The sequence below is a fragment of the Microcoleus sp. S36a_B3 genome, from assembly GCF_036700745.1.
In the GTDB taxonomy this organism is placed as follows: domain Bacteria; phylum Cyanobacteriota; class Cyanobacteriia; order Cyanobacteriales; family Microcoleaceae; genus Microcoleus.
The window spans coordinates 78,693-97,749 of the sequence record NZ_JAUBPN010000003.1 but is presented as its reverse complement, the minus strand read 5'-3'; the positions used below and the strand labels follow the sequence as shown (position 1 = coordinate 97,749).

Below are 19,057 nucleotides of genomic sequence, written 5' to 3'. Positions count from 1 at the left end.
AACAGTAAATCTAAAATCTAAAATCGATAATAATGTCCAACGAAAAATTATGGATTTCAGCCCTCGGATTAGATATCGGCAGCAAACGAGTCGGCATCGCCGGATGTGACGGCACAGGTTTAATCGCTACGGGGATTACTACTCTGGTGCGATCGTCCTTCGATCGCGATGTAGCTTGTCTGCGAGAACTCGTCCGATCGCGCGGAGTGAAAATTTTGGTTGCAGGCTTGCCCTACTCCATGAACGGAGAATTGGGCAATCAAGCGCGACAAGTGCAGAAATATGCTGGCCGCCTCGCCGAGGCCTTAGAACTCCCCCTAGAATACGCAGATGAGCGCCTGACTTCGGTTGAGGCAGAGGAATTGATTCAAGCACAAGGAATGTCGCCTTCGCAAAATAAGGGTTCGATCGATCGCAAAGCAGCAGCCCTGATTTTGCAGCGGTGGTTGGATATGAGAAGACAAAATATCGCCCCTGTTCCCAATCGTGATAGCTTTTAACAAAGCCGTGATATCCTAGTTGTGCAAGTTTGCTAGGCACACCTGTAACCGTTGACATACTTGAGAAAATTTCGCTGTACCCTTCGGTACTGAAGCAGCACAAAATTGTGATTTGTCCTCAGTGTCGCTCTGGACTAGACAGAAATTTAAACGCTGCACTCTCCGCGTGGAAAATGCCGCGAGTCTCGCAGTTTAAACTTGTGGGCTGGCGATCGCCCGCGCCGCCAGAATATCGCCACGAAAACTCCCCATTGTCAAGCACAAATTACTGAATAATTGACGGAAAATTAAGATACACGCGATGTCCTCATCCCCAAACCGCAAAGAGAATGGCAGTTCCAACGAAGAGTCCGTCACCCTGACGGATGAATTCGGGCGCTCGCTGACTTGCAACATAGAGCATTCGATGAACCTAGAAGGTCAAGAATATGCTTTGCTGATTCCGATCGACTCTCCAGTAGAAATTTTTACTTGGCACGGAGACGAAAGCGACGAAGCAGCAATTCCTGTAGAAGACGAGACCGAAATTGACAAAATTTTTGATATTGCTCAAGTTGTGCTGCAAGAGCAGAACTTGACACTCCGGCGCACGGCGGTGACGCTGACTGTAGTTGGCGAATTGCCAGAATTTCCCGACGAGGAGATGGCACCGGATACCGATCCCGATGAAGAGTCGGATTTCGAGGAACTGATGTGGCTGACCAGCTTCTATCACGAAGAACAGGAATATGCCATTTATACTCCTCTCGATCCGTTCTTTATCTTGGCTCGCATCAATGATGACGGCGAGCCGGAATTGCTCTCGGAAGAAGAGTTCCAAAGGCTCGAACCGATGTTGCCGATGCTAGAAGACCAGTTTTTTGACGAGCCTGATTAGATATTGATTGCAGGCAGAAGACCTGACGGCAAAAAGCAGAATTTTTGATTATCTTATGGTTAGAAGTTAACTGCTTGCCCGATCGAACTTTTTCGAGATTGTGCCTTCTGCCCTGTCCGCTCAGGGTGTTGAATTGAGCCGCGCCAATATGGTTGCGGAGCGTCGATTTTAGATTTTAGATTTACTTGCAGCTAGGTGAATCTGGGATGTTGAACTCTTGTCTAAAATTTCAGTCTCTCCACGACTGAACTCGGGGGCTTATATCAGTTTTTGGGTGGATCGAACAGGCTGCATCCCTGACTTTCGGTCAACAATCGCAGAGAGTTAGTCATTAGTCGTTAATTAATTGGCGCTTATCGAGGACAACGCACTATGAGCAAAGAACAACTGACAAAAAGCAGCGAGTCTGAGAGCCGAAAAGCTGCTCCGCAACTTTCAAAATGGTTGTTTTATCTGGTGTTGCTGCCGGCAATTTGGGGTGTTTGCGCTTGGCAGGGCTGGGCTTGGTGGAGCTGGGCTTCGGCCGCTCCTAAAATCGCTGAAACCTCAACTTCTTCGGGAGATGGTGCTGCTGTTTCCATCCAAATTCCCCCCGGTACTTCCAGTCAACAAATCGGGCAGGATTTGGAAGCCGCGGGCTTAATTCGATCGGCAGGAGCATGGGATATGTGGGCCCGCTGGCTGACAATGCAAAACCGCGACGGAGGTTTTAAAGCCGGAACTTACCAACTGTCGGCGACTCAGCCTCTGAGTGCGGTTGCTGAGAAAATTTGGAATGGCGAAGTCGCACAGCAGAGTTTCACGATTCCCGAAGGGTGGTCGATGCAACAAATGAGTGCTTATTTTGAAGCCCAAGGTTTTTTCCCGGCTAAGGATTTTATGGCGGCAGCGAGTCAAGTTCCCTACGCTCAGTACCCTTGGCTACCCAGCGGCTTGCCTCATTTGGAAGGGTTTTTGTACCCGGATACTTATCAGCTAGACGGCGATGCAATTAGCCCGGAAGCTGTCATTAAGCAAATGCTCGATCGTTTCGAGCGGTTAGCTTTGCCGGTCTATCAAAAAAATCAGAACAATACTAAGTTTTCTTTGAAAGAGTGGGTGACGCTGGCGAGTATTGTGGAAAAAGAAGCCGTGGTGGCGAGCGAGCGCAATCGCATTTCAGGCGTGTTCAACAACCGTCTGAAAAACAATATGCCCTTGGGCTCCGATCCTACAGTTGAATATGCCCTCGGCATCAGGCAAACTAAGGAGAAGCCTTTGACTTTTAAGCAGGTGGAAACGCCTTCTCCTTACAATACTTATATCAATGTAGGGCTGCCGCCAACTCCGATCGCGTCTCCGGGAATTGCCAGTTTGGAAGCTACTCTGGCTCCTGAAAATACGGAATATCTGTATTTTATGGCTCGGTACGACGGCACTCACATTTTCAGCCGCACCCTGGCCGAACACAATGCTGCTGTGGCTCAAGTTGACCAAAAAGTGCGATCGGGTCAATAGATTGGCAAAAACTAATACAAAAGTAAAAAGTAACAAAGCAAAAGCAATAACGCTTGCTGGAGATTTTTTACTTTTTTAATCCTTAACTTCCAATTTCTTATTTCTGAATCTAAAATCTAAAATCTCAACTCTAAAATCATTATGACTTGGGGTAAACTATTACAGCCTGACTTAGTTTTAGGCAATTCGATCGTAAATTTAACTGCAGATATTCTTCAGGAATATCAGATTAAAGGATTAGTTTTGGATGTGGACGACACTCTCGTTCCCATGACAGCAATGAATGCTTCTCCCGAACTCAGCGTGTGGGTGGAAGAAATTAAACCGATAGTATCGCTGTGGTTGGCGAGCAATAATTTAAGTCAGACTCGGATCGGTCGAATTGCTGAGTCGTTGAATCTACCTTATATTACTGGTGCTGCTAAACCGTCGCGCCGCAAGTTGCGAAAAGCTGTGACGGCGATGAATTTGCCGGTGGAACAGGTGGCGATGGTGGGCGATCGACTTTTTACTGATGTTTTGGCCGGCAATCGTTTGGGTATGTTTACTATTTTAGTCGAGCCAATGATTGATGCTGGCTACGCGCTTCGTAAGTATCCGGTGCGCTCTTTTGAAGTGTGGGTTTCTCAAGCTTTGGGGGCAACTCTGAAAATTAAAGATTAGTCAGTAGTCAGTTGTCAGTAGTTAGTTGTCAGTTGTCAGTAGTTAGTTGTCAGTTGTCAGTAGTTAGTTGTCAGTTGTCAGTAGTTAGTTGTCATTAGTCATTGGTAATTGGTTAGTAGTTAGCAGTCATACCAAATTCGGGTTTTGGATACCCTTTATGAACCAGTCGGCGCAGGCCGACATCGTTTGTGTAGACGCGGTTTCAACCGCCGAATCATATATTACCCGGATTTGGTATCATCAGTGATTAGACATATCATAAAAAGCCTGTTTGGAACAGGCAGGATGCCTGTTCCACAATAGTTATTGGAGAGGTATATTAGTAATTAATCTGAAATATTGTTTATGAATAGGCCGTTTGGAACTCGATCGCAATTAAATAAAAAAGCTCTGATTGTCATAACAAACAACAAATAACAAATAACTAATAACAAATAACAAATGACTCAAACTATTGTTATCAAAATAGGAACTTCGACACTGACTCGATCGACTACCGGAAACTTAGCTCTCTCAACTATTGCTGCATTAGTCGAAATATTAGCAGGTTTGCGGCAGAGCGGCCATCGAGTAGTTTTGGTTTCTTCCGGTGCGGTGGGCGTGGGTTGCGCGCGCTTGGGTTTGACGGAACGCCCGCGAAATATCGCTATGAAACAGGCTGTGGCTGCCGTGGGGCAAGGGCGGCTGATGCGCGTGTACGATGACTTGTTTACTACTCTACAACAGCCGATCGCCCAAGTATTGCTCACGAGGGGCGATTTAGTGCAGCGCAACGGTTATGTTAACGCTTGCAATACCTTTGGGCAACTGCTGAAGTTGGGCGTGATTCCGATCGTCAACGAGAACGATACAGTAGCCGTAGACGAGCTCAAATTTGGCGATAACGACACGCTTTCGGCGCTAGTAGCGAGTTTGGTAGAAGCAGATTGGTTGTTCGTGCTCACAGATGTCGATCGGCTGTATTCTGCAGATCCGCGCAGCAATCCCGACGCGCAGCCGATCGCCCTAGTCCAAAGTATGGCACAGCTCACAGAATTGCAGATCAAAATAGGAGATTCCCGCAGCGGTTGGGGAACCGGCGGAATGCTAACAAAAATTGAAGCAGCCAGAATCGCCACAGCATCGGGAGTGCGGACAGTCATCACAGACGGCTGTTTTCCTGGTAATATCGAGAAAATACTTAACGGAGAGTCGATCGGCACTCAATTCGAGCCGCAAACTCGCCCTGTAAACGCTCGCAAACACTGGATAGCCAACGTGCTAATTCCAGCAGGAAAACTGTATTTAGATGCGGGTGCTGTCAAAGCAATTTCCCACGGCGGAAAATCGCTGTTAGCTGCCGGAATTTCTCAAGTAGAAGGAGAGTTTCAAGCAGATGATTCCGTGCAGTTGTGCGACGGAGAAGGCAAACAAATTGCCAGAGGACTTGTGAATTATAGTAGTTTAGAAATGAGACAAATTCAGGGATGCAAGTCCGATAAAATCGCAGAAATCTTAGGCTATGCAGGCGTAGAAACAGCCGTACACCGAGACAATTTAGTAATAGTTTAATTAAGTCATTAATTATCGGGGCGGGTTTAGTGGAACATCCCATAAAAAAGCGACAAAACACAGATAAAACCCGCCCGCCCCATTGCAGATTTATTGGCAGTAACAATCTCAGATTTATTGATACTCAAAAGCGCGCTCGAACGCAGAAATCGAAGATACTTGCAGCACAGTATTGCAAGAATTTGTTTTGCTGTGTCCGAACAACTCTTTCATCGCTTCAGTAAATAATTCAAATACATCTTGTGCTAACTCTAAAGCCACTTCACGTTCGGAATAAGTAACTTCCATCTCTGTCAAAATTTGCAACATTTCAGGTATATTTACAATCTAATGACTCTCCCAACCCACATAACCTCCTTCAAAATAAACATATTCTTTGTTAGTAGCTTCTTGTAACTCCATTACCACAGCTAGCGCCGCCTCGAAAAAAAACGTAGCAGTTGCTTCCAGGACTTCGACTACAACCAACTTCTGAAGGGGAGAAGCTTTCCAAGCATAGCGTTCTAGCACCGAACAAAGCGATCGCATTTTTTGAATTTCTTCACCCCAAAGCAGCCGGAAGTCGCCATAATATCAAATCCTCTCTTCATCGGAATGATTCAGATATATATTCTCGGACTCTGTGTACTCTGTGTTCTAGCGCCGGTTAAATCATTCCGATGCAAGCGAAAACGATATAATTCATTAAAACGAAGCAATCTTAGTCTCGGCGATTACTTCGTTCCTCGCAATGACACTTCTGTCTAAAATAACAATTTGCTCTTCCCAGAATTGCCATTGGGTACATTGTGAGCTACTCTATCTTTTGGATTGGTTAAGAAAATAATAGGAGTTAATCTTGGAACGGACTTTTTTAGCGATTAAACCCGACGGCGTACAGCGCGGACTCGTCGGCGAAATTATCAGTCGTTTTGAAGCCAAAGGCTTCACGCTAGTAGGGATGAAGCTAATCACGGCGAGTCGCGAACTAGCCGAACAGCATTACGCCGTGCACAAAGAAAGACCGTTTTTTGCGGGACTGGTAGATTTCATCACTTCTGGGCCAATGGTGGCGATGGTGTGGGAAGGCGAGGGCGTGGTGGCGTCGGCGAGAAAAATCATTGGCGCTACAAATCCTCTGAATTCGGAACCGGGAACTATTCGCGGCGATTTGGCTGTGAATGTCGGCCGCAACATCATTCACGGTTCTGATGCTGTGGAAACTGCGAACCAAGAAATTAGTCTCTGGTTCAAATCGGATGAATTGAGTAGTTGGACTCCTTGCTTGAGTCCTTGGATTGTGGAGTAGTTTTGATATTCTCCCGATTAATCATCGGGAGATATTCTAAGTTTTAATCAATATAAAGCCGGATTTATATAGAAACCGAATTTCTTCCTAAATCCCAGAAACCGGGTTTATTTCGAGATTTATCGCGTTCAGCGGAAAATCTCATAGAAACCCGGTTTCTCGCTACGAAGCGACAGAATTAGATGCACTTAAATCCTAGAAACCGGGTTTGTTTCGAGATTTATCGCGTCTCACCGAAAATCTCATAGAAACCCGGTTTCTCGCTACCCAATGAATTAAATTCGAGCGGAAATCAGCGATTGTCAACCGCCATTCTCCAATTCGCGGGATGGTGGAAATCGAACAGGCGCAGTTGAGCGGGGAACAGGGAGAAAGGGAACATCAGGGCGATCGCGAACAAATACAATTATCAGAGAAATGGGTTTAAAACCCATCCTTTTAGGACGGCTTTAATTTCTTAAATTCCTTCCTAAAAATCAGGGAGTTCCTAGTGTCTGTGGTATACTAGAATAGTCAAGGTTAAACTCGCAACGCCCTCGTGAAACAGGGATTAAGACACACTTTTAGGCGTTAATCGGGGGACAAAGAGTGGCGAAAACTCGCCATACAGCTAGAGGCTTAATACAGTCTCACAACCAGAAAAACAAACAATTTACTTTTGTTAGGTAGGGTAGAGCATACCCAAACTCTAGGTCAATATCCTAGTACCATGAGTGGAGATAGACCCTCTGGGGTGGCTGCGAATCAGACTCGTTAATTAGTAGGATTTCTACGGTTAAAAGGTTTGAGTATTGCCGTAAGGACGTAACACTTAAAGGTCAGTCGCTGAATTAAGAATCCCCATCCTTTAGGTTGGGGAGTGTCAAACAAGCAAAAGGAAGAAGAGCAGAAAGATCGCGATCGAGATAAAATGATAAAAAGCGCGATCGCCAACTTGAGAATATCATCTTTTTTGTCGGAACTGCGATCGGCGGCGGCCAAATCTTTTCAGCAGCCTATCCCTAATCAAGGATACACCCATTAAATGGCAACCCGATTCTTCCCTCCCGCTTCATCCCTTCACCGCGATGATTATCTGGAGTTTGCTTGGCCGTTTAGGATTGGGCGGGCTGATATTAGTTATGCTGTGGGTGGTAAGGAAAATATTTCCCAAGTCGTAGTCGCAGCTAAGAAAAATATTGCCCAGGTAGGGGCGACTTCACCAACAATCTTTAATTCCCACCGACAATTTACATAAACCCGCCCCCACCCAACTACGAACCTAAATAAAACTCATCAAACAAAAAAATCGGCTTTCTTACCAAAACCAGCCTACCCCGAACACAAATCACAATCGCGATCGGCGATTGCTTTCATAATATATCCCTAGGGCAAATGTTATTAAAATTATTAAGGTGAACAGTGTTATCCCGAAAAAATAGGATTGGACTATGGACGGCATCGTTTTTAACTGGATTAGTAGGAATTATTAACCTGCTATCTGCCGTAACTCCCAGTTTACCCGATCGCCGAAATTGGCTGGAACCGTTTTTTCCTTTTACCGTCCGTGCAGGCAGTCATTTTTTTGCAGCCGTTATCGGGTTTATGTTGCTAACTTTGGCAGCTAATTTGTTGCGGCGCAAGCGGATTGCTTGGTTGTTGACTGTGGGACTGTTAAACGTTTCTATCGTAGTTCATTTAGTTAAGGGATTAGATATTGAAGAAAGTTTGCTTTCTGGGGTGCTGCTGTTGCAATTATTGGTGATGCGGAAGACATTTACCGCTCAATCCGATCGCCCTTCAATTGCTCAAGGAATCCGCGTTTTGGTAGGCGCTTTGTTATTTACACTCGCTTACGGTACGGCTGGTTTTTACATATTGGACGGGCGTTTTGAAGTTAACGAACGAGCAGTTAATTTCAATTTGGACGATGCTTTGTACCAGACTTTCGCTATGTTTTTTACGGCGGACAATGCGGGTTTGGTTCCGAAAACTCGATTTGCTAACTTTTTCGCAGATTCGATTTATGCTGTCGGTGCGGTAACGCTTGGTTACGCACTTTTGATGCTGCTGCGGCCGGTGCTGCTGCGAAATTCGGCAAGTATTTCGGAACGCAATAAAGCTCAGGAAGTTGTAGCAGAATACGGGCGGACAACCCTAGCGAGACTGGCGTTGCTTGAGGATAAATCTTATTATTTTAGTGCTTCGGGAAAAAGTACGATCGCCTACGTGCCCAAAGGTAGAGGCGCGATCGCCCTCGGAGACCCCATCGGGCCTGCAGAAGACCGCAAAGAGGCAATTCTGGGGTTTCAAGAATTTTGCGATCGCAACGATTGGTATCCAGCATTTTATCAAACTTTGCCCGACGATTTAGAAATGTATTCTACTATCGGTTTTCGAGTATTACAAATTGGTGAAGAAGCGATTGTAAATCTCAAAAGATTTACTCTCAAAGGCAAGGCAAATCAAAACTTAAGAACTGCGATTAACCGACTGACAAAAGCAGGCCATCGTATCGAATTTTACGAACCTCCTTTAAGTGGGGAATTGATGCGACAAATGAAATCTGTTAGCGACGAGTGGCTGCAAATGGTTCAGGGTGCGGAAAAACAGTTTTCTGTGGGTTGGTTTGACGAGGCATATTTGCAGAAAACGCGCGCCGTAGCGATTCACACTCCCGACGGTAAAATTAGTGCTTTTGCGAATATGATATCTGTGGGTAATGATGCGATCGGAGTTGATTTAATGCGGCGGCGCACCGAGGTAGAAAATGGCACGATGGAGTGTTTATTTGCTTCGATGTTGCAGCACTGTCAAGAATTGGGCTATGCAGAATTTGATTTGGGTTTGTCGGCTTTGGCGGGAGTCGGAGAAGAGGGTAAATCCGGGCGGTTGGAAAAGGTTTTGATTTATCTTTCGGATCACTTGAGCAAGTTTTATAATTTTAAGGGATTGCACAGTTTTAAAGATAAGTTTGGGCCGCGCTGGGAACCGCGTTATTTTGTTTATCCGAGTTTGGGAAGTTTGCCGGATGTTGTGGTTGCTTTGATTCGGGCCGATTCGGGCGATCGGCTTTTGGATTATTTGCGTCCGGGAAGTTAGGCAATTTTAGATTGAAGGTTTTAACGCAGCAATTACCAACAAATAGGAGCCGTTTATGAATTTGACGCTGAATCTATCACCTGAATTGGAGCAATATCTCTTACAGTCTGCTGAGCGGCGAGCTCTTTCTGTGGAGGAAGTAACCTTGCAAATGCTGATGGGATGTATGCAGAGTCAGGAACAGGATTTGATCGCATCTGGGGCGGTGTGTGATGTTTGGTCTCCCTATGATGCGTTTGATGCTGCACAAACGATGCTGGGAGTTTTAAAGCAATCGAAAGCCCAAGAGGATGAGTAATGTGGAACGATTTTCTTTTGTATCTGTTAATAATGCTTTAGGGGAAATTGGACTCGGGCTGAAAATGTACCGTTGATTTTGGGTCAGGTGAATTTCTTTATGGAGTTCGATGTTTGTTTTTATTGATCGCAATTGGCGTTTAATGTTAGTCCTCGTTGACTGGTTTAACTGGTTCCGAGGCTCTGCCTGGGAACCCATATCACTCTTGCTCTGCCTCGGCTGGAGAAATCGAACGGATATGACTACTGACTACTGACTAATGACTACTGACTAATGACTACTGACTAATGACTACTGACTAATGACTACTGACTACTGACTAATGACTAAGTTATGCCAAGCCCCGCAACGGCACGCGCTGCTTCTGCAAAACCTCTGAGTACAGCTTTTCTAGCTCAGTAATATTCTGACTGAGAGTGTACCGCTCGATCGCCCGCTGGCGTGCTTTTTGACCCAGCAGCATTCCAAACTCAGGATGATCGCAAAACAGCGGCAGCAAAGTTTGTAACTGACTCCGCACCCGCTGAGTGTTCAAAACTATCCCCGCGCCTTCCTCCAAAGCCTCGCCATCAGCACCGGCATCCGTTGCCAAACAAGCTAAACCGCAGGCCATCGCTTCCAGCAGCGACAGCGACAGTCCCTCCACCAAAGAAGGCAAAATAAATACATCTGCACCGCGCAGAATTTCGATCCGGCGCTCCTCCTCGGCGACAAATCCGAGCCACACAATGCCCTCCTCTTCGCCGTAGGACAGTTGCAGCGATGCGGCAAGGGGCCCGTCGCCCACGATGGCCAATACGTTACCAGGCCCAAAATTACACTGTTTCCAAGCCTTCAGTAGAGCCTCGACATTTTTCTCCGGCGCAATCCTGCCTTGGTAGACAAAAAGTCGATCGGCCTTTAACTCCGACTTCAACCCCGAAGGCCCAGGAGAATACTTCGTCGCGTCTACTCCGTTGGGAATCACGGCTACCCGTTCTTGCGGTACTCCCAACTTCATCAAAATTTCCCGCTGAATGTAAGAAAAGACGATCGTCGAGTCGTAGTGAGCCAAAAACGGAGCGTAGAGTTGATACATCAGGTGTTGGGTTCCCGATGTCAAATTCCGCAATTTGCGATCGAACGGCGGGTGAAAAGTCGCCACCAAAGGCAAATTCAATTCTTGACAAATTTCCGGCAGCAGAAAGTCTAGAGGCGAAAGCGTCAGGGAAGCGTGAACAACATCGGGTTTCAGCCTCCGCAAAGATTTCATCAACACGGTGCGGGATTTGAGAGTCGGAATCGTATAAATTTGCGATTTGTAGTGACAGGGTAAAGAAACTTCATTGCAACTCGCCGGCGAGAGCGAATTGGTAAATGAAGTTTGAGCAATGGAAGCTCCCCATTTCCCATTGGCCATGCTCCACGCTGTATTGTTCCTGTCCAGCGGGCCGGCTTCTTGGGCAAAGTGCAGGAAACTTACCTGGTATCCCCGGTCTAACAGTGCGTTGGTGACTTCCCTGGAGTAAGTGACGTTACCGCAAAAAGGTGATTTTTTTCCTAGCCAAGCGATGTGCATTCGAGTAAATCAGAGTTTGTTATTTTTTAGATTCGATCGACTTTGCTATTAGTGCTACGGAAAATATACCAGGTTAAGACACCGCCAGCGATCGCCAATCCAGCCAAAGCCAAAAACACAGCAGGTAAACCCAGAAATGTTTCCGCTACTCCCGCCAAAGCTAATGGTAAACTCAAAGCGATATTAGTGGCATTATTTTGCAGACCGAAGACTTTTCCCCGCATTTCTTCTGGGGTTTCTGATTGAATTGTCGTCTGCATCGGCACTCCTACCAATGAGGCAAATAAACCCAACATGGTAATAAAAAGCACCGAGATCCACAAATGGTGTGTAAATGCAGAAAGGCCCAGCAGAGCAAGTGCCATCCCAACCGATCCGATTAAACTCAGTTGGGAATGAGAAAGTTTGTGACCGAGATAGCCGACAGTCGTCGCCCCAACAGCCATCCCCACGCCCACCGCAGCCAGCAAAAAGCCAAATTGCGACGCTTTCATACCGGGCAGCATTTCTGCCAGTCGCACCGCTAGAACTGCCAAGGCTGCAAAAATCGAAAATAAAATAATTAGTTGAATTAAAGCATTGCGGACTTTCGGTTGATCGTTGATGTAACGCAGGCCGTCTTTTAAATCTGCTAGGGGGTGTGGCGGTTCATGTTCGACTTCGTTTTTTTCGCCTGTTTTCATCAACAGCAACAGCACTCCGGCGAAGGCGTAACTTCCGCCTACTACTATTTCTTTGCCGATGCCGATTCCGCCGCCGAGGTTGGTGAATAGGGTGTCGGCTAAGGCTAGTAAGGGTTCTCCGACGGCAAAGCCAATAATCACCGAACCCATCATGGTGGTGGTGTAGAGGGAGTTTGCCGATAGCAGGTGGCGGCGTTCCACAATTAGCGGAATCACTGACTGTTCTGCTGGGGCGAAAAATTGAGTTAGGGTCGAAACTAGGAATGTTACTAGCAGCAGCAAGCAGAATCCGAGCGGCAGTTGACCGATTTCAAAACCGTCTGAGAGCCACAGCAGCAGGGGTAATGCTAGTACGAAGCCTCCCCGCAGCAGGTTTGTGGCTACGAGCACGGCTTTTTTCGGCCAGCGATCGACATACACGCCTGCAGCGGCACCGAACAGCACTGCGGGTATGGTAAAGGCGATCATGATTGCTGATACCCATCTGCTGATGCTTTGATCGGGCGCTTGAAACCGGCTGGCTACGAGGGCGATCGTCAGTACGAGATAAACTTTATCTGCTAGTTGGGAGAATATTTGTCCGCTCCACAGTGCTAGAAAATTGCGGTTTTTGATGACTGGTAAAAATCCTGTGCCTTTTTCGGGAGTTTCGCTAACTGTTTCGGATATTTCTGCTGCTGGCTCTGCTGTTGGCTGCGGGGGGATTGCTGCGGGTGGTTGGCCGTTACTTGTGCTCGCGTCTGTTTCTGGATTTGTCAGATATTTATCCATTGCTGGGTGTTGGGCGTTGCTCCATTGTCGATCGGCCAAAACAGGCTCAGACTGAAAATCTGGACAATTTTCTCGTTCTTCCATCTTGTGGTTGGTCGCAGCTAAAATAGATGTTCTCAAATCAGAATCGGACAGTCGCATCATAGGATTGGGGGGTGGCTCGCTGGGGATGGTTCAAGGTTGGGGATGTGAAGTTCAAATTGAGTTTTTTAGCTCCTAAATTTAATAATTTATAACTTGATCTATTATCTAATGTTGCGAGAATGTTGGAAATTTACCTGAAATTGCCGACAGGTTCGGATATCCCGCCGGCTCGGGGTGCTGTACGATCGCCCGTTCACTTCTTTAACCTAAAATTTAAAACTCAAAATTCTCTAAGTAAGTGTCGATCGAGCTTCCCGATCGAATCGTGCAACCTAAATGATACTGGGCATACTGTCGCAAAATATTTTCGACAGATACCCAAGCTGCGCGATCGGCAATCCCCTCTTCTAGTTCTGCACTACCCAACAGTTGCAGTGCTGCTAATTCCTTAGCATTTATATGGAAGTTTGTCAAGTGCTTGCTGTCGCTGGTTGGCCGGGAACGGGAAGCGACTCTGTAGGAGCTGCCAATTTCAGAGGATAGTTCAGCTTCTAAGTTAGCTAATTCTGGCAAGCTAAAGGTTCCCCCAGAGGGTATACTAAAGCCGGTTTGCCAGTTCGGATCGCTGAAATTGGGGGCGATCGGTTGTCTGGTGGTGCCGCAGACTTGGACTTGGGGCGCGAGGCCTGCTAGGGCGAGCAAGTGAAAAATACCTTGGGCGAGGTGGGCGATGAGGACGGCGGCGGATTGGATTTCGGTGCGATCGGACAAACGCTCCAAACGGCTTAAGTGTTCGCCCAGCAAAAAGAAGAGGTCTTCTTGGGGCTCGTCGGAAAGGGCGCTGGCGATCGCCAATTCGGCCAGATATTGTGCGGCTGCGAGTTTTCCCAAGTTGCGGCTCAAACCCGGATAGGATTCGACGGTGGACGCTTGGGTAATTTTGTCGAGCGATCGGCCTTTAGCAATTAGCAATTCGTTGACGACAAATAACTCGCTTCTACCGCCAATGCTCGATCGCTGTTTGCGAACACCGGGCGCTACAGCTCGAATTAAGCCGAATTCCCGTGTCAAAACTGTCAGCAGGCGATCGGATTCGCCGATCGGTGCACTCTTAAGATTGATTCCAGTTGCTTTGTAAGTTCGATTCATTTGTTAGTTGACTGTTGGCTGTTAACTGTTGGCTGTTGGTGGTTGGCTGTTGGCTGTTAACTGTTGACTGTTGACTGTTGACTGTTGGCTGTTAACCTTTAGCTTTTTGTTTTAGTGAGTTAAGATAGGCATTAAGTTTTGGTGAAAATTCATTCAATAACGGATGCAATCGATCGCTCTCTTCTTGAGTTAAAAGATTACGAGCATAGGCAAGTCTTAACCAGTGTCTTGTTTCATTTAATGAACCTCGGGCAATTTTCACGAAACGCTGATTATCTTGATAACTACTGCGTCCATGTCCTTCTGCAATGTTAGCACCAACACTATCAGCGGATCTCACGATTTGTTTGCCCATCGTATCTTTCGTAAAGTAGTCCCATTTCTTAACAATAAACCATATTTCGTTTGATATTTTTTCGGCTAATTGATATACTTGTAACTGTTGGAAGTTCTCCATATTAACTCCTTTAAACAATTAATCACCAATAAATACAAATCAACAGTCAACAGTCAACAGTCAACAGTCAACAGCCAACAGCCAACAGTCAACAGTCAACAGTCAACAGTCAACAGTCAACAGTCAACAGTCAACAGTCAACAGTCAACAGTTAACGATTATCCAAATTATCGCGCTGGCGGAGTAATTCCGGGCCACGAGAAGTCCCCAAACGAGTAGCACCAGCTACTACCAAATCTATAGCTTGTTCGTGAGTACGAATTCCTCCGGCCGCTTTAATCCCAATCCGTCCCTTAGTAACTTCCTTTAGCAGTCGCACATCGTCAACTGTCGCCGCCCCAAAAAAGCCAGTGTTAGTTTTGATATAAGCCACACCAGCTTCCATACAAATTTCAGCCGCTAACTGTTTTTCCGCATCAGAAAGCAGCGAACTTTCGATAATTGCTTTGATGGTGAGATTAGTTTCTTCGCAAATTTGGGCTAATTCCCGATGGAATTCATCCATTCTTCCAGCTTTTAATAATCCTAAATTAACAGATACATCTAACTCTACAGCTCCATTATCTGCGGCTTCTAGAGCTTCATAAAGTTTCACCGTTGAAGTAGAAGCACCCGTGGGAAAACCGATCACAGTACAAACTTTTGGGCGTTTGTCGTGCAGTAGCTCAACAGCTTGTCGGACGTAGGATGGATAGACGCACACTGTCACAAAGCCAAATCTATCTGCTTGTTGGCAAAAGTGTTCTACTTGCTCTGGCGTCGCAGTCGGGTCGATCAGGCCGTAGTCAATCAAGGGGGCAATATCGATGTCTGACTGGTTTGCAGCCATTATTGTTATTTATCCTAAGTAACTACTTCCTTATTATGTAGCCAATTTACCAATCCTTGACCTTCATCAGCCCAGGTACAAGCCACCGGATTCATCCGTGAGGTCAGTTTCTTCAATTTTTCAATCTAAAATCGATCGACTTGCGGGGCAGACTCGATCGAGCACAAATACTCAATTCGCTGCTCGTAACAAATGTTTTGGGAATTAGTTGCTCTATTTATTACAATAAAATAAATTTTAGTATCTGCCTTTAGATACATTTTTAATCTTTCTTTAGGTATACTTTGTTAAATGGAGTTGCAGTAGAGCCTGCGTCAGCCACGCCGTCTGGATGAGCCCGATCGCAGTCACTGTTTTTACTCTGAGTAGTGCTTTAAAAACTTAACAGCCAATGCTAAGCATGAATCATTTAGAACTCGAACAAGAAATTGGGAAGATGGCTAGGGCGATGATGACTCGCAATAGCTTAATTGGTAAAGATTTGATTGCCGATCTCAGAGAGCGGATTTCTGTTGAAAGTGTTGCTGCTTTGATGATTGTCAGTATTGAACGTTTGATTTGGTCTGACTGCGAGTCGGTGATCTGGAGTTTGACTTATTTGATTCCTGCTGACGTGATGGAAGAAATTCGCCGGATCACGGCGCTGATAGTTTGTCAGCGGTTGATGGGCAAGGGTTTTGTGCTGGGGAAGGATTTTAGTATTGATGCTGCTGGCAGGTTGTTGTTGAGCGAGACTGCTCAAACAGCGGTTGTGCTTGCTTGAATTTGGCAAGCAGAGGTTGGAGCCGCCAGCACTGTGGAATTTTCACTATTTCTGTAACTGCTTTCCCTAATTCGCGATGCGGTAATAGTTGTTTGACTCGCGCAGATTTCAGATTCGCAGCAGCTCCAACCAGCGATGAGTGTGGTTAGCTAAAAGAGCTTTTCGTCTTGGGAAAGTAGTTAGTTTCGATCGCAAATAGTTGAGGTTGTTACGGGCGGTTTGTACGGGCGATCGCCTTGTATCAAAATTTTCCAAGTTTTAGTGGAATTACAGTTTAACTCTGCAGATTGTTTGTGTAAAATCATTCTTAAGATAGATGCAAATATTATGAACTTAATCCAAAACTTGGAAGCGGCTTGGTATTATCATTTGGGTTCGCGCCTCCTCGAAGCTAACGATCGCGATGGTGCTCTGGCTAACTTTAACAGAGCTTTGAAGTTGCAATCGGATCATTATCAGGCTTGGTTCGGGCGAGGCATGGCTTTGGGCAACTTAGAACGGCACTTAGAGGCCTTGAAAAGTTTTGATGAGGCTTTGGCGCTGCAGCCGAATGCGAGTTTTGGCTGGCACAACCGAGCTATTGCTTTAGGAAAGTTGCACCGCCCTTGGGAGGCACTCAACAGTTTTGACAGGGCTCTGGAGTTCAATCCCTGTTCGGCGAGTATTTGGCACAACCGAGGATTGACGCTGATCGATATGGGGCTTTTCCATAAGGCGGTTCTGAGTTTCGATCGCTCTTTAAGTTTGGAGCCAGAGGTTGCTGGGGCGTGGTACAACCGAGGTAATGCTTTGTTGGAACTCAAGCTTTACTATCAGGCGCTCAACAGTTTCGATCGCGCGATCGAATTTAACCCAGACGATGCGAATGCTTGGTACAATCGCGGTCTAGCTGCTAACTCAATGGGACTTTACAAACAAGCAGTGGCTAGTTTTAGCCGATCGATCGCTCTGAAACCGGGCGGAACTGAAGCTGTGGGCGAACGGAGAGTCGCTTTAGCGAAATTAGTCGGTTTCAATCATAAAAATAGTAAGTTCACTCCCACATCAGAGTGTGGTTTTGAGGATTATTTGATTTGGTACAACCGGGGTGTGGAATTAACGCGAAAAGGCTCCTACTCGGAGGCAATTGCTTGCTACGAAACAGTCTTAGAAATTAATCCTGATTTTGCTAATGCTTTTTACAATAAAGCTTGTTGTTATGCTCTACTGGGATTTGTTGATTTAGCCCTTGACAATTTGCAGCGGGCTGTGGAGTTTATTCCTAATTTATACCGAGAACTAGCTTTGGCTGATTCGGATTTAAGCTGCATTTGGAAACAAGAACGTTTTGCAGCGCTGATCCGAGGTTAGTTTTAAATAAAAAATAGCTCGCCGGTGGGGCGAGCTTTTGTGGCCGGGCGACGGAAATTCGATCGCCCACAGAGAGTTTTTTGCCATCTCGATCTAACGTACAGAAACTTTGATGGAGGGCTTGACTGGTCTTTTCGCAACTACTAGCACTTTGTAAATGCCGGATTCGGGAAGTTCAGCAAAAGTTTGACCTTCGCCTTGATCTAGGAGTTGTCCCGACGGAGATTCGATCGCCACACCGAGATTTTTGCTGTTAGCACTCACCCTAATTGTCTGTCCCTGTTTTCCTGGAACTGTGAGGGGCTGGATTTGGTAGCCGGACATTTTGAGTTTGACTGTGGCTTCTTTTTCTCCGAATGCGATGGGCATTGCGCGATCGGGCCTGTAAGTCCACTTGGCGTTAAAGTCGCGTCCGATTACAAAGCTGCTGGTTTCACCTTTCGGGGTGAGTCGCAGGCGGTAGATTCCCGAGTCTGGTAACTGGCCGATCCACTGATTGTCGCTTTTTTCAATAACTCCCAGATTCTCGCCGTTGGGGCTGTAGAGTTCGGCTGTCAGTTGTCCCGCCCACAGCGAGAGTGTGAGTTCTCGTCCTTTGATGCCTTCAAAAATATAGGTGGTTGGTTGGTTGATGGTGGCTCGAATTTGTGAGGTTGACATTCGCTCGATCGGCTCTATCTTCGCAACTGAGTCAGATGTAGCTGGCATGGGATCGATCGGTTCTACGTTGGCAACAAAGGTAGAAGTAGCGGGTTGGTTAACGGTTTCTGTAATTTCCGAGGCGCCCATCCGATCGCCCGGTGCAATTTTTGGGGCTACAGGGCTGGCAAATACTGATTTTGCCGTCATCATTAGTAGCATTCCAGTCAGTAAAATTAGTTTTTTCATGTCACGCTTGCCAGGGGTAATCAGTTGTATATGTTTACTTGTGTGGTGCTGTTTGCACCGGATTAAATTTGCCGATCGCGCGATCGGCGTCATCAGCATAGAGGATACAGCTAAATATTTCGTAATTTCACAAAAATTCGCGGTAGCAGATGGCCCTGCCGAAGCTAAATAGTAGCCTTGGTCGATCGGACATTTCCACCATATTCCCTACCCATAATATCATCGGATCGTCCTAGGAATTTGGCCAATAAAAATTCAAGCTTTTTCCCAAAAACTTGCTCAAAAAATGCCAACCATCAAAAAAAGGCGGTGTCTGGGTTCCAAGAGAGGCTTTACTGCCAGAAAACGGCCCTTAACCCAGCGGGGGTTACAGCCTCTACTGTTAACTGCTGCGAGGGCGATCGGCTTTTACGGCTTGCACAGTGCGCCTTACTAACCCCAAACAACATAATTTGCTTGTCATATCAATTCCGGTTGCACTCCTCATGATGTTAACGGTTAACCGTTAACCGTTAACCGTTAACAGTCAACAGTCAACAGTGAATTTACTATTCCGATGAAAAGAGGATTTGATATCATATCATGTCCGATCGATTACTATCACAAACACGGTTTGTAATGCGGACTAAAGTCCGCTTTTATGTTGCGAAGTTTAGTCCGCACTACGAACCTTAAGCGCGTGTGGCGCGAGCTAAAAACCAGAATTTTTAGGGTGCGGCAAGCCGCAATATTTAACACAAACGCAACGAATTATATAGAACCCGCTCTCT

Annotated in this window: 21 protein-coding genes; 13 read left to right on the top strand and 8 right to left on the bottom strand. The window is 46.3% G+C overall.

Annotated elements, in window-relative coordinates:
* Window positions 1–32 precede the first annotated feature (32 nt).
* The 5 genes from ruvX to proB all read left to right on the top strand — a co-directional run bounded on the left by ruvX (window position 33) and on the right by proB (window position 5,088).
* Window positions 33–500, top strand: a complete 468-nt coding sequence (ruvX, locus tag QUA01_RS04330) for a Holliday junction resolvase RuvX (protein WP_333087115.1) — start codon at window positions 33–35, stop codon at window positions 498–500.
* A gap of 301 nt (window positions 501–801) precedes the next feature.
* Entirely contained in the window at window positions 802–1,377 is a 576-nt protein-coding gene (locus QUA01_RS04325; RefSeq protein ID WP_333087112.1) for a DUF3727 domain-containing protein, read from the top strand.
* Window positions 1,378–1,749: 372 nt separating this feature from the next.
* Window positions 1,750–2,874, top strand: a complete 1,125-nt coding sequence (gene mltG, locus QUA01_RS04320) for an endolytic transglycosylase MltG (protein WP_333087110.1) — start codon at window positions 1,750–1,752, stop codon at window positions 2,872–2,874.
* A gap of 141 nt (window positions 2,875–3,015) precedes the next feature.
* A complete protein-coding gene (locus QUA01_RS04315; protein WP_194008478.1) occupies window positions 3,016–3,537 on the top strand; it encodes a YqeG family HAD IIIA-type phosphatase in 522 nt (173 codons plus the stop codon).
* 441 nt (window positions 3,538–3,978) lie between these two features.
* Window positions 3,979–5,088: a glutamate 5-kinase gene (gene proB, locus QUA01_RS04310; protein WP_333087109.1), complete on the top strand. Its 1,110-nt coding sequence runs from the start codon at window positions 3,979–3,981 to the stop codon at window positions 5,086–5,088.
* 114 nt (window positions 5,089–5,202) lie between these two features.
* Here proB and QUA01_RS04305 read toward each other — a convergent pair whose 3' ends face one another.
* Window positions 5,203–5,397 carry a hypothetical protein gene (locus QUA01_RS04305; RefSeq protein WP_333087108.1) on the bottom strand — a complete coding sequence of 65 codons (195 nt, stop codon included), beginning with the start codon at window positions 5,395–5,397 and terminating at the stop codon, window positions 5,203–5,205.
* Between the two features lie 18 nt (window positions 5,398–5,415).
* Window positions 5,416–5,616: a hypothetical protein gene (locus QUA01_RS04300; protein ID WP_333087107.1), complete on the bottom strand. Its 201-nt coding sequence runs from the start codon at window positions 5,614–5,616 to the stop codon at window positions 5,416–5,418.
* A 310-nt stretch (window positions 5,617–5,926) separates the two neighbouring features.
* Here QUA01_RS04300 and ndk point away from each other — a divergent pair, with 310 nt between their 5' ends.
* The 5 genes from ndk (at window position 5,927) to QUA01_RS04275 (ending at window position 9,755) form a co-directional block, all read left to right on the top strand.
* Window positions 5,927–6,376, top strand: coding sequence for a nucleoside-diphosphate kinase (gene ndk / locus QUA01_RS04295; protein WP_333087106.1), 450 nt, complete (start codon window positions 5,927–5,929; stop codon window positions 6,374–6,376).
* Between the two features lie 859 nt (window positions 6,377–7,235).
* Window positions 7,236–7,400, top strand: a complete 165-nt coding sequence (locus tag QUA01_RS04290) for a hypothetical protein (protein ID WP_333087105.1) — start codon at window positions 7,236–7,238, stop codon at window positions 7,398–7,400.
* Window positions 7,401–7,613 (top strand): hypothetical protein, encoded by a 213-nt coding sequence (locus QUA01_RS04285; RefSeq protein WP_333087104.1) that lies wholly within the window; start codon window positions 7,401–7,403, stop codon window positions 7,611–7,613.
* 164 nt (window positions 7,614–7,777) lie between these two features.
* Window positions 7,778–9,457: a bifunctional lysylphosphatidylglycerol flippase/synthetase MprF gene (locus tag QUA01_RS04280; RefSeq protein WP_333087103.1), complete on the top strand. Its 1,680-nt coding sequence runs from the start codon at window positions 7,778–7,780 to the stop codon at window positions 9,455–9,457.
* Window positions 9,458–9,512: 55 nt separating this feature from the next.
* A complete protein-coding gene (locus QUA01_RS04275) occupies window positions 9,513–9,755 on the top strand; it encodes a hypothetical protein (RefSeq protein WP_333087102.1) in 243 nt (80 codons plus the stop codon).
* Window positions 9,756–10,086: 331 nt separating this feature from the next.
* On the opposite strand, the gene QUA01_RS04270 is transcribed toward QUA01_RS04275, so the two are convergent.
* From QUA01_RS04270 to deoC, 5 genes are all read right to left on the bottom strand, one after another.
* Window positions 10,087–11,313 (bottom strand): glycosyltransferase family 4 protein, encoded by a 1,227-nt coding sequence (locus tag QUA01_RS04270; protein ID WP_333087100.1) that lies wholly within the window; start codon window positions 11,311–11,313, stop codon window positions 10,087–10,089.
* Between the two features lie 26 nt (window positions 11,314–11,339).
* Window positions 11,340–12,911, bottom strand: a complete 1,572-nt coding sequence (locus QUA01_RS04265) for an MFS transporter (RefSeq protein WP_333087099.1) — start codon at window positions 12,909–12,911, stop codon at window positions 11,340–11,342.
* A 213-nt stretch (window positions 12,912–13,124) separates the two neighbouring features.
* Window positions 13,125–14,000 (bottom strand): DNA repair protein RecO, encoded by an 876-nt coding sequence (recO, locus tag QUA01_RS04260; RefSeq protein WP_333087097.1) that lies wholly within the window; start codon window positions 13,998–14,000, stop codon window positions 13,125–13,127.
* A gap of 91 nt (window positions 14,001–14,091) precedes the next feature.
* Entirely contained in the window at window positions 14,092–14,457 is a 366-nt protein-coding gene (locus QUA01_RS04255; protein ID WP_333087096.1) for a four helix bundle protein, read from the bottom strand.
* A 151-nt stretch (window positions 14,458–14,608) separates the two neighbouring features.
* On the bottom strand, window positions 14,609–15,286 hold the full coding sequence (gene deoC, locus QUA01_RS04250) for a deoxyribose-phosphate aldolase (protein ID WP_333087095.1): 678 nt from the start codon (window positions 15,284–15,286) through the stop codon (window positions 14,609–14,611).
* Between the two features lie 400 nt (window positions 15,287–15,686).
* On the opposite strand from deoC, the gene QUA01_RS04245 reads away from it, so the two are divergent.
* Together QUA01_RS04245 and QUA01_RS04240 are read left to right on the top strand one after the other, a co-directional pair.
* The gene (locus QUA01_RS04245; RefSeq protein ID WP_333087093.1) at window positions 15,687–16,049 is read left to right on the top strand and encodes a hypothetical protein; all 363 of its coding nucleotides are present in this window, start codon (window positions 15,687–15,689) and stop codon (window positions 16,047–16,049) included.
* A 327-nt stretch (window positions 16,050–16,376) separates the two neighbouring features.
* On the top strand, window positions 16,377–17,399 hold the full coding sequence (locus tag QUA01_RS04240; RefSeq protein WP_333087091.1) for a tetratricopeptide repeat protein: 1,023 nt from the start codon (window positions 16,377–16,379) through the stop codon (window positions 17,397–17,399).
* A 93-nt stretch (window positions 17,400–17,492) separates the two neighbouring features.
* Here QUA01_RS04240 and QUA01_RS04235 read toward each other — a convergent pair whose 3' ends face one another.
* Window positions 17,493–18,287 (bottom strand): hypothetical protein, encoded by a 795-nt coding sequence (locus tag QUA01_RS04235; RefSeq protein WP_333087089.1) that lies wholly within the window; start codon window positions 18,285–18,287, stop codon window positions 17,493–17,495.
* Here QUA01_RS04235 and QUA01_RS04230 point away from each other — a divergent pair.
* Window positions 18,286–18,459, top strand: coding sequence for a hypothetical protein (locus QUA01_RS04230; RefSeq protein ID WP_194066484.1), 174 nt, complete (start codon window positions 18,286–18,288; stop codon window positions 18,457–18,459). The genes QUA01_RS04235 and QUA01_RS04230 overlap by 2 nt on opposite strands.
* Window positions 18,460–19,057 lie beyond the last annotated feature (598 nt).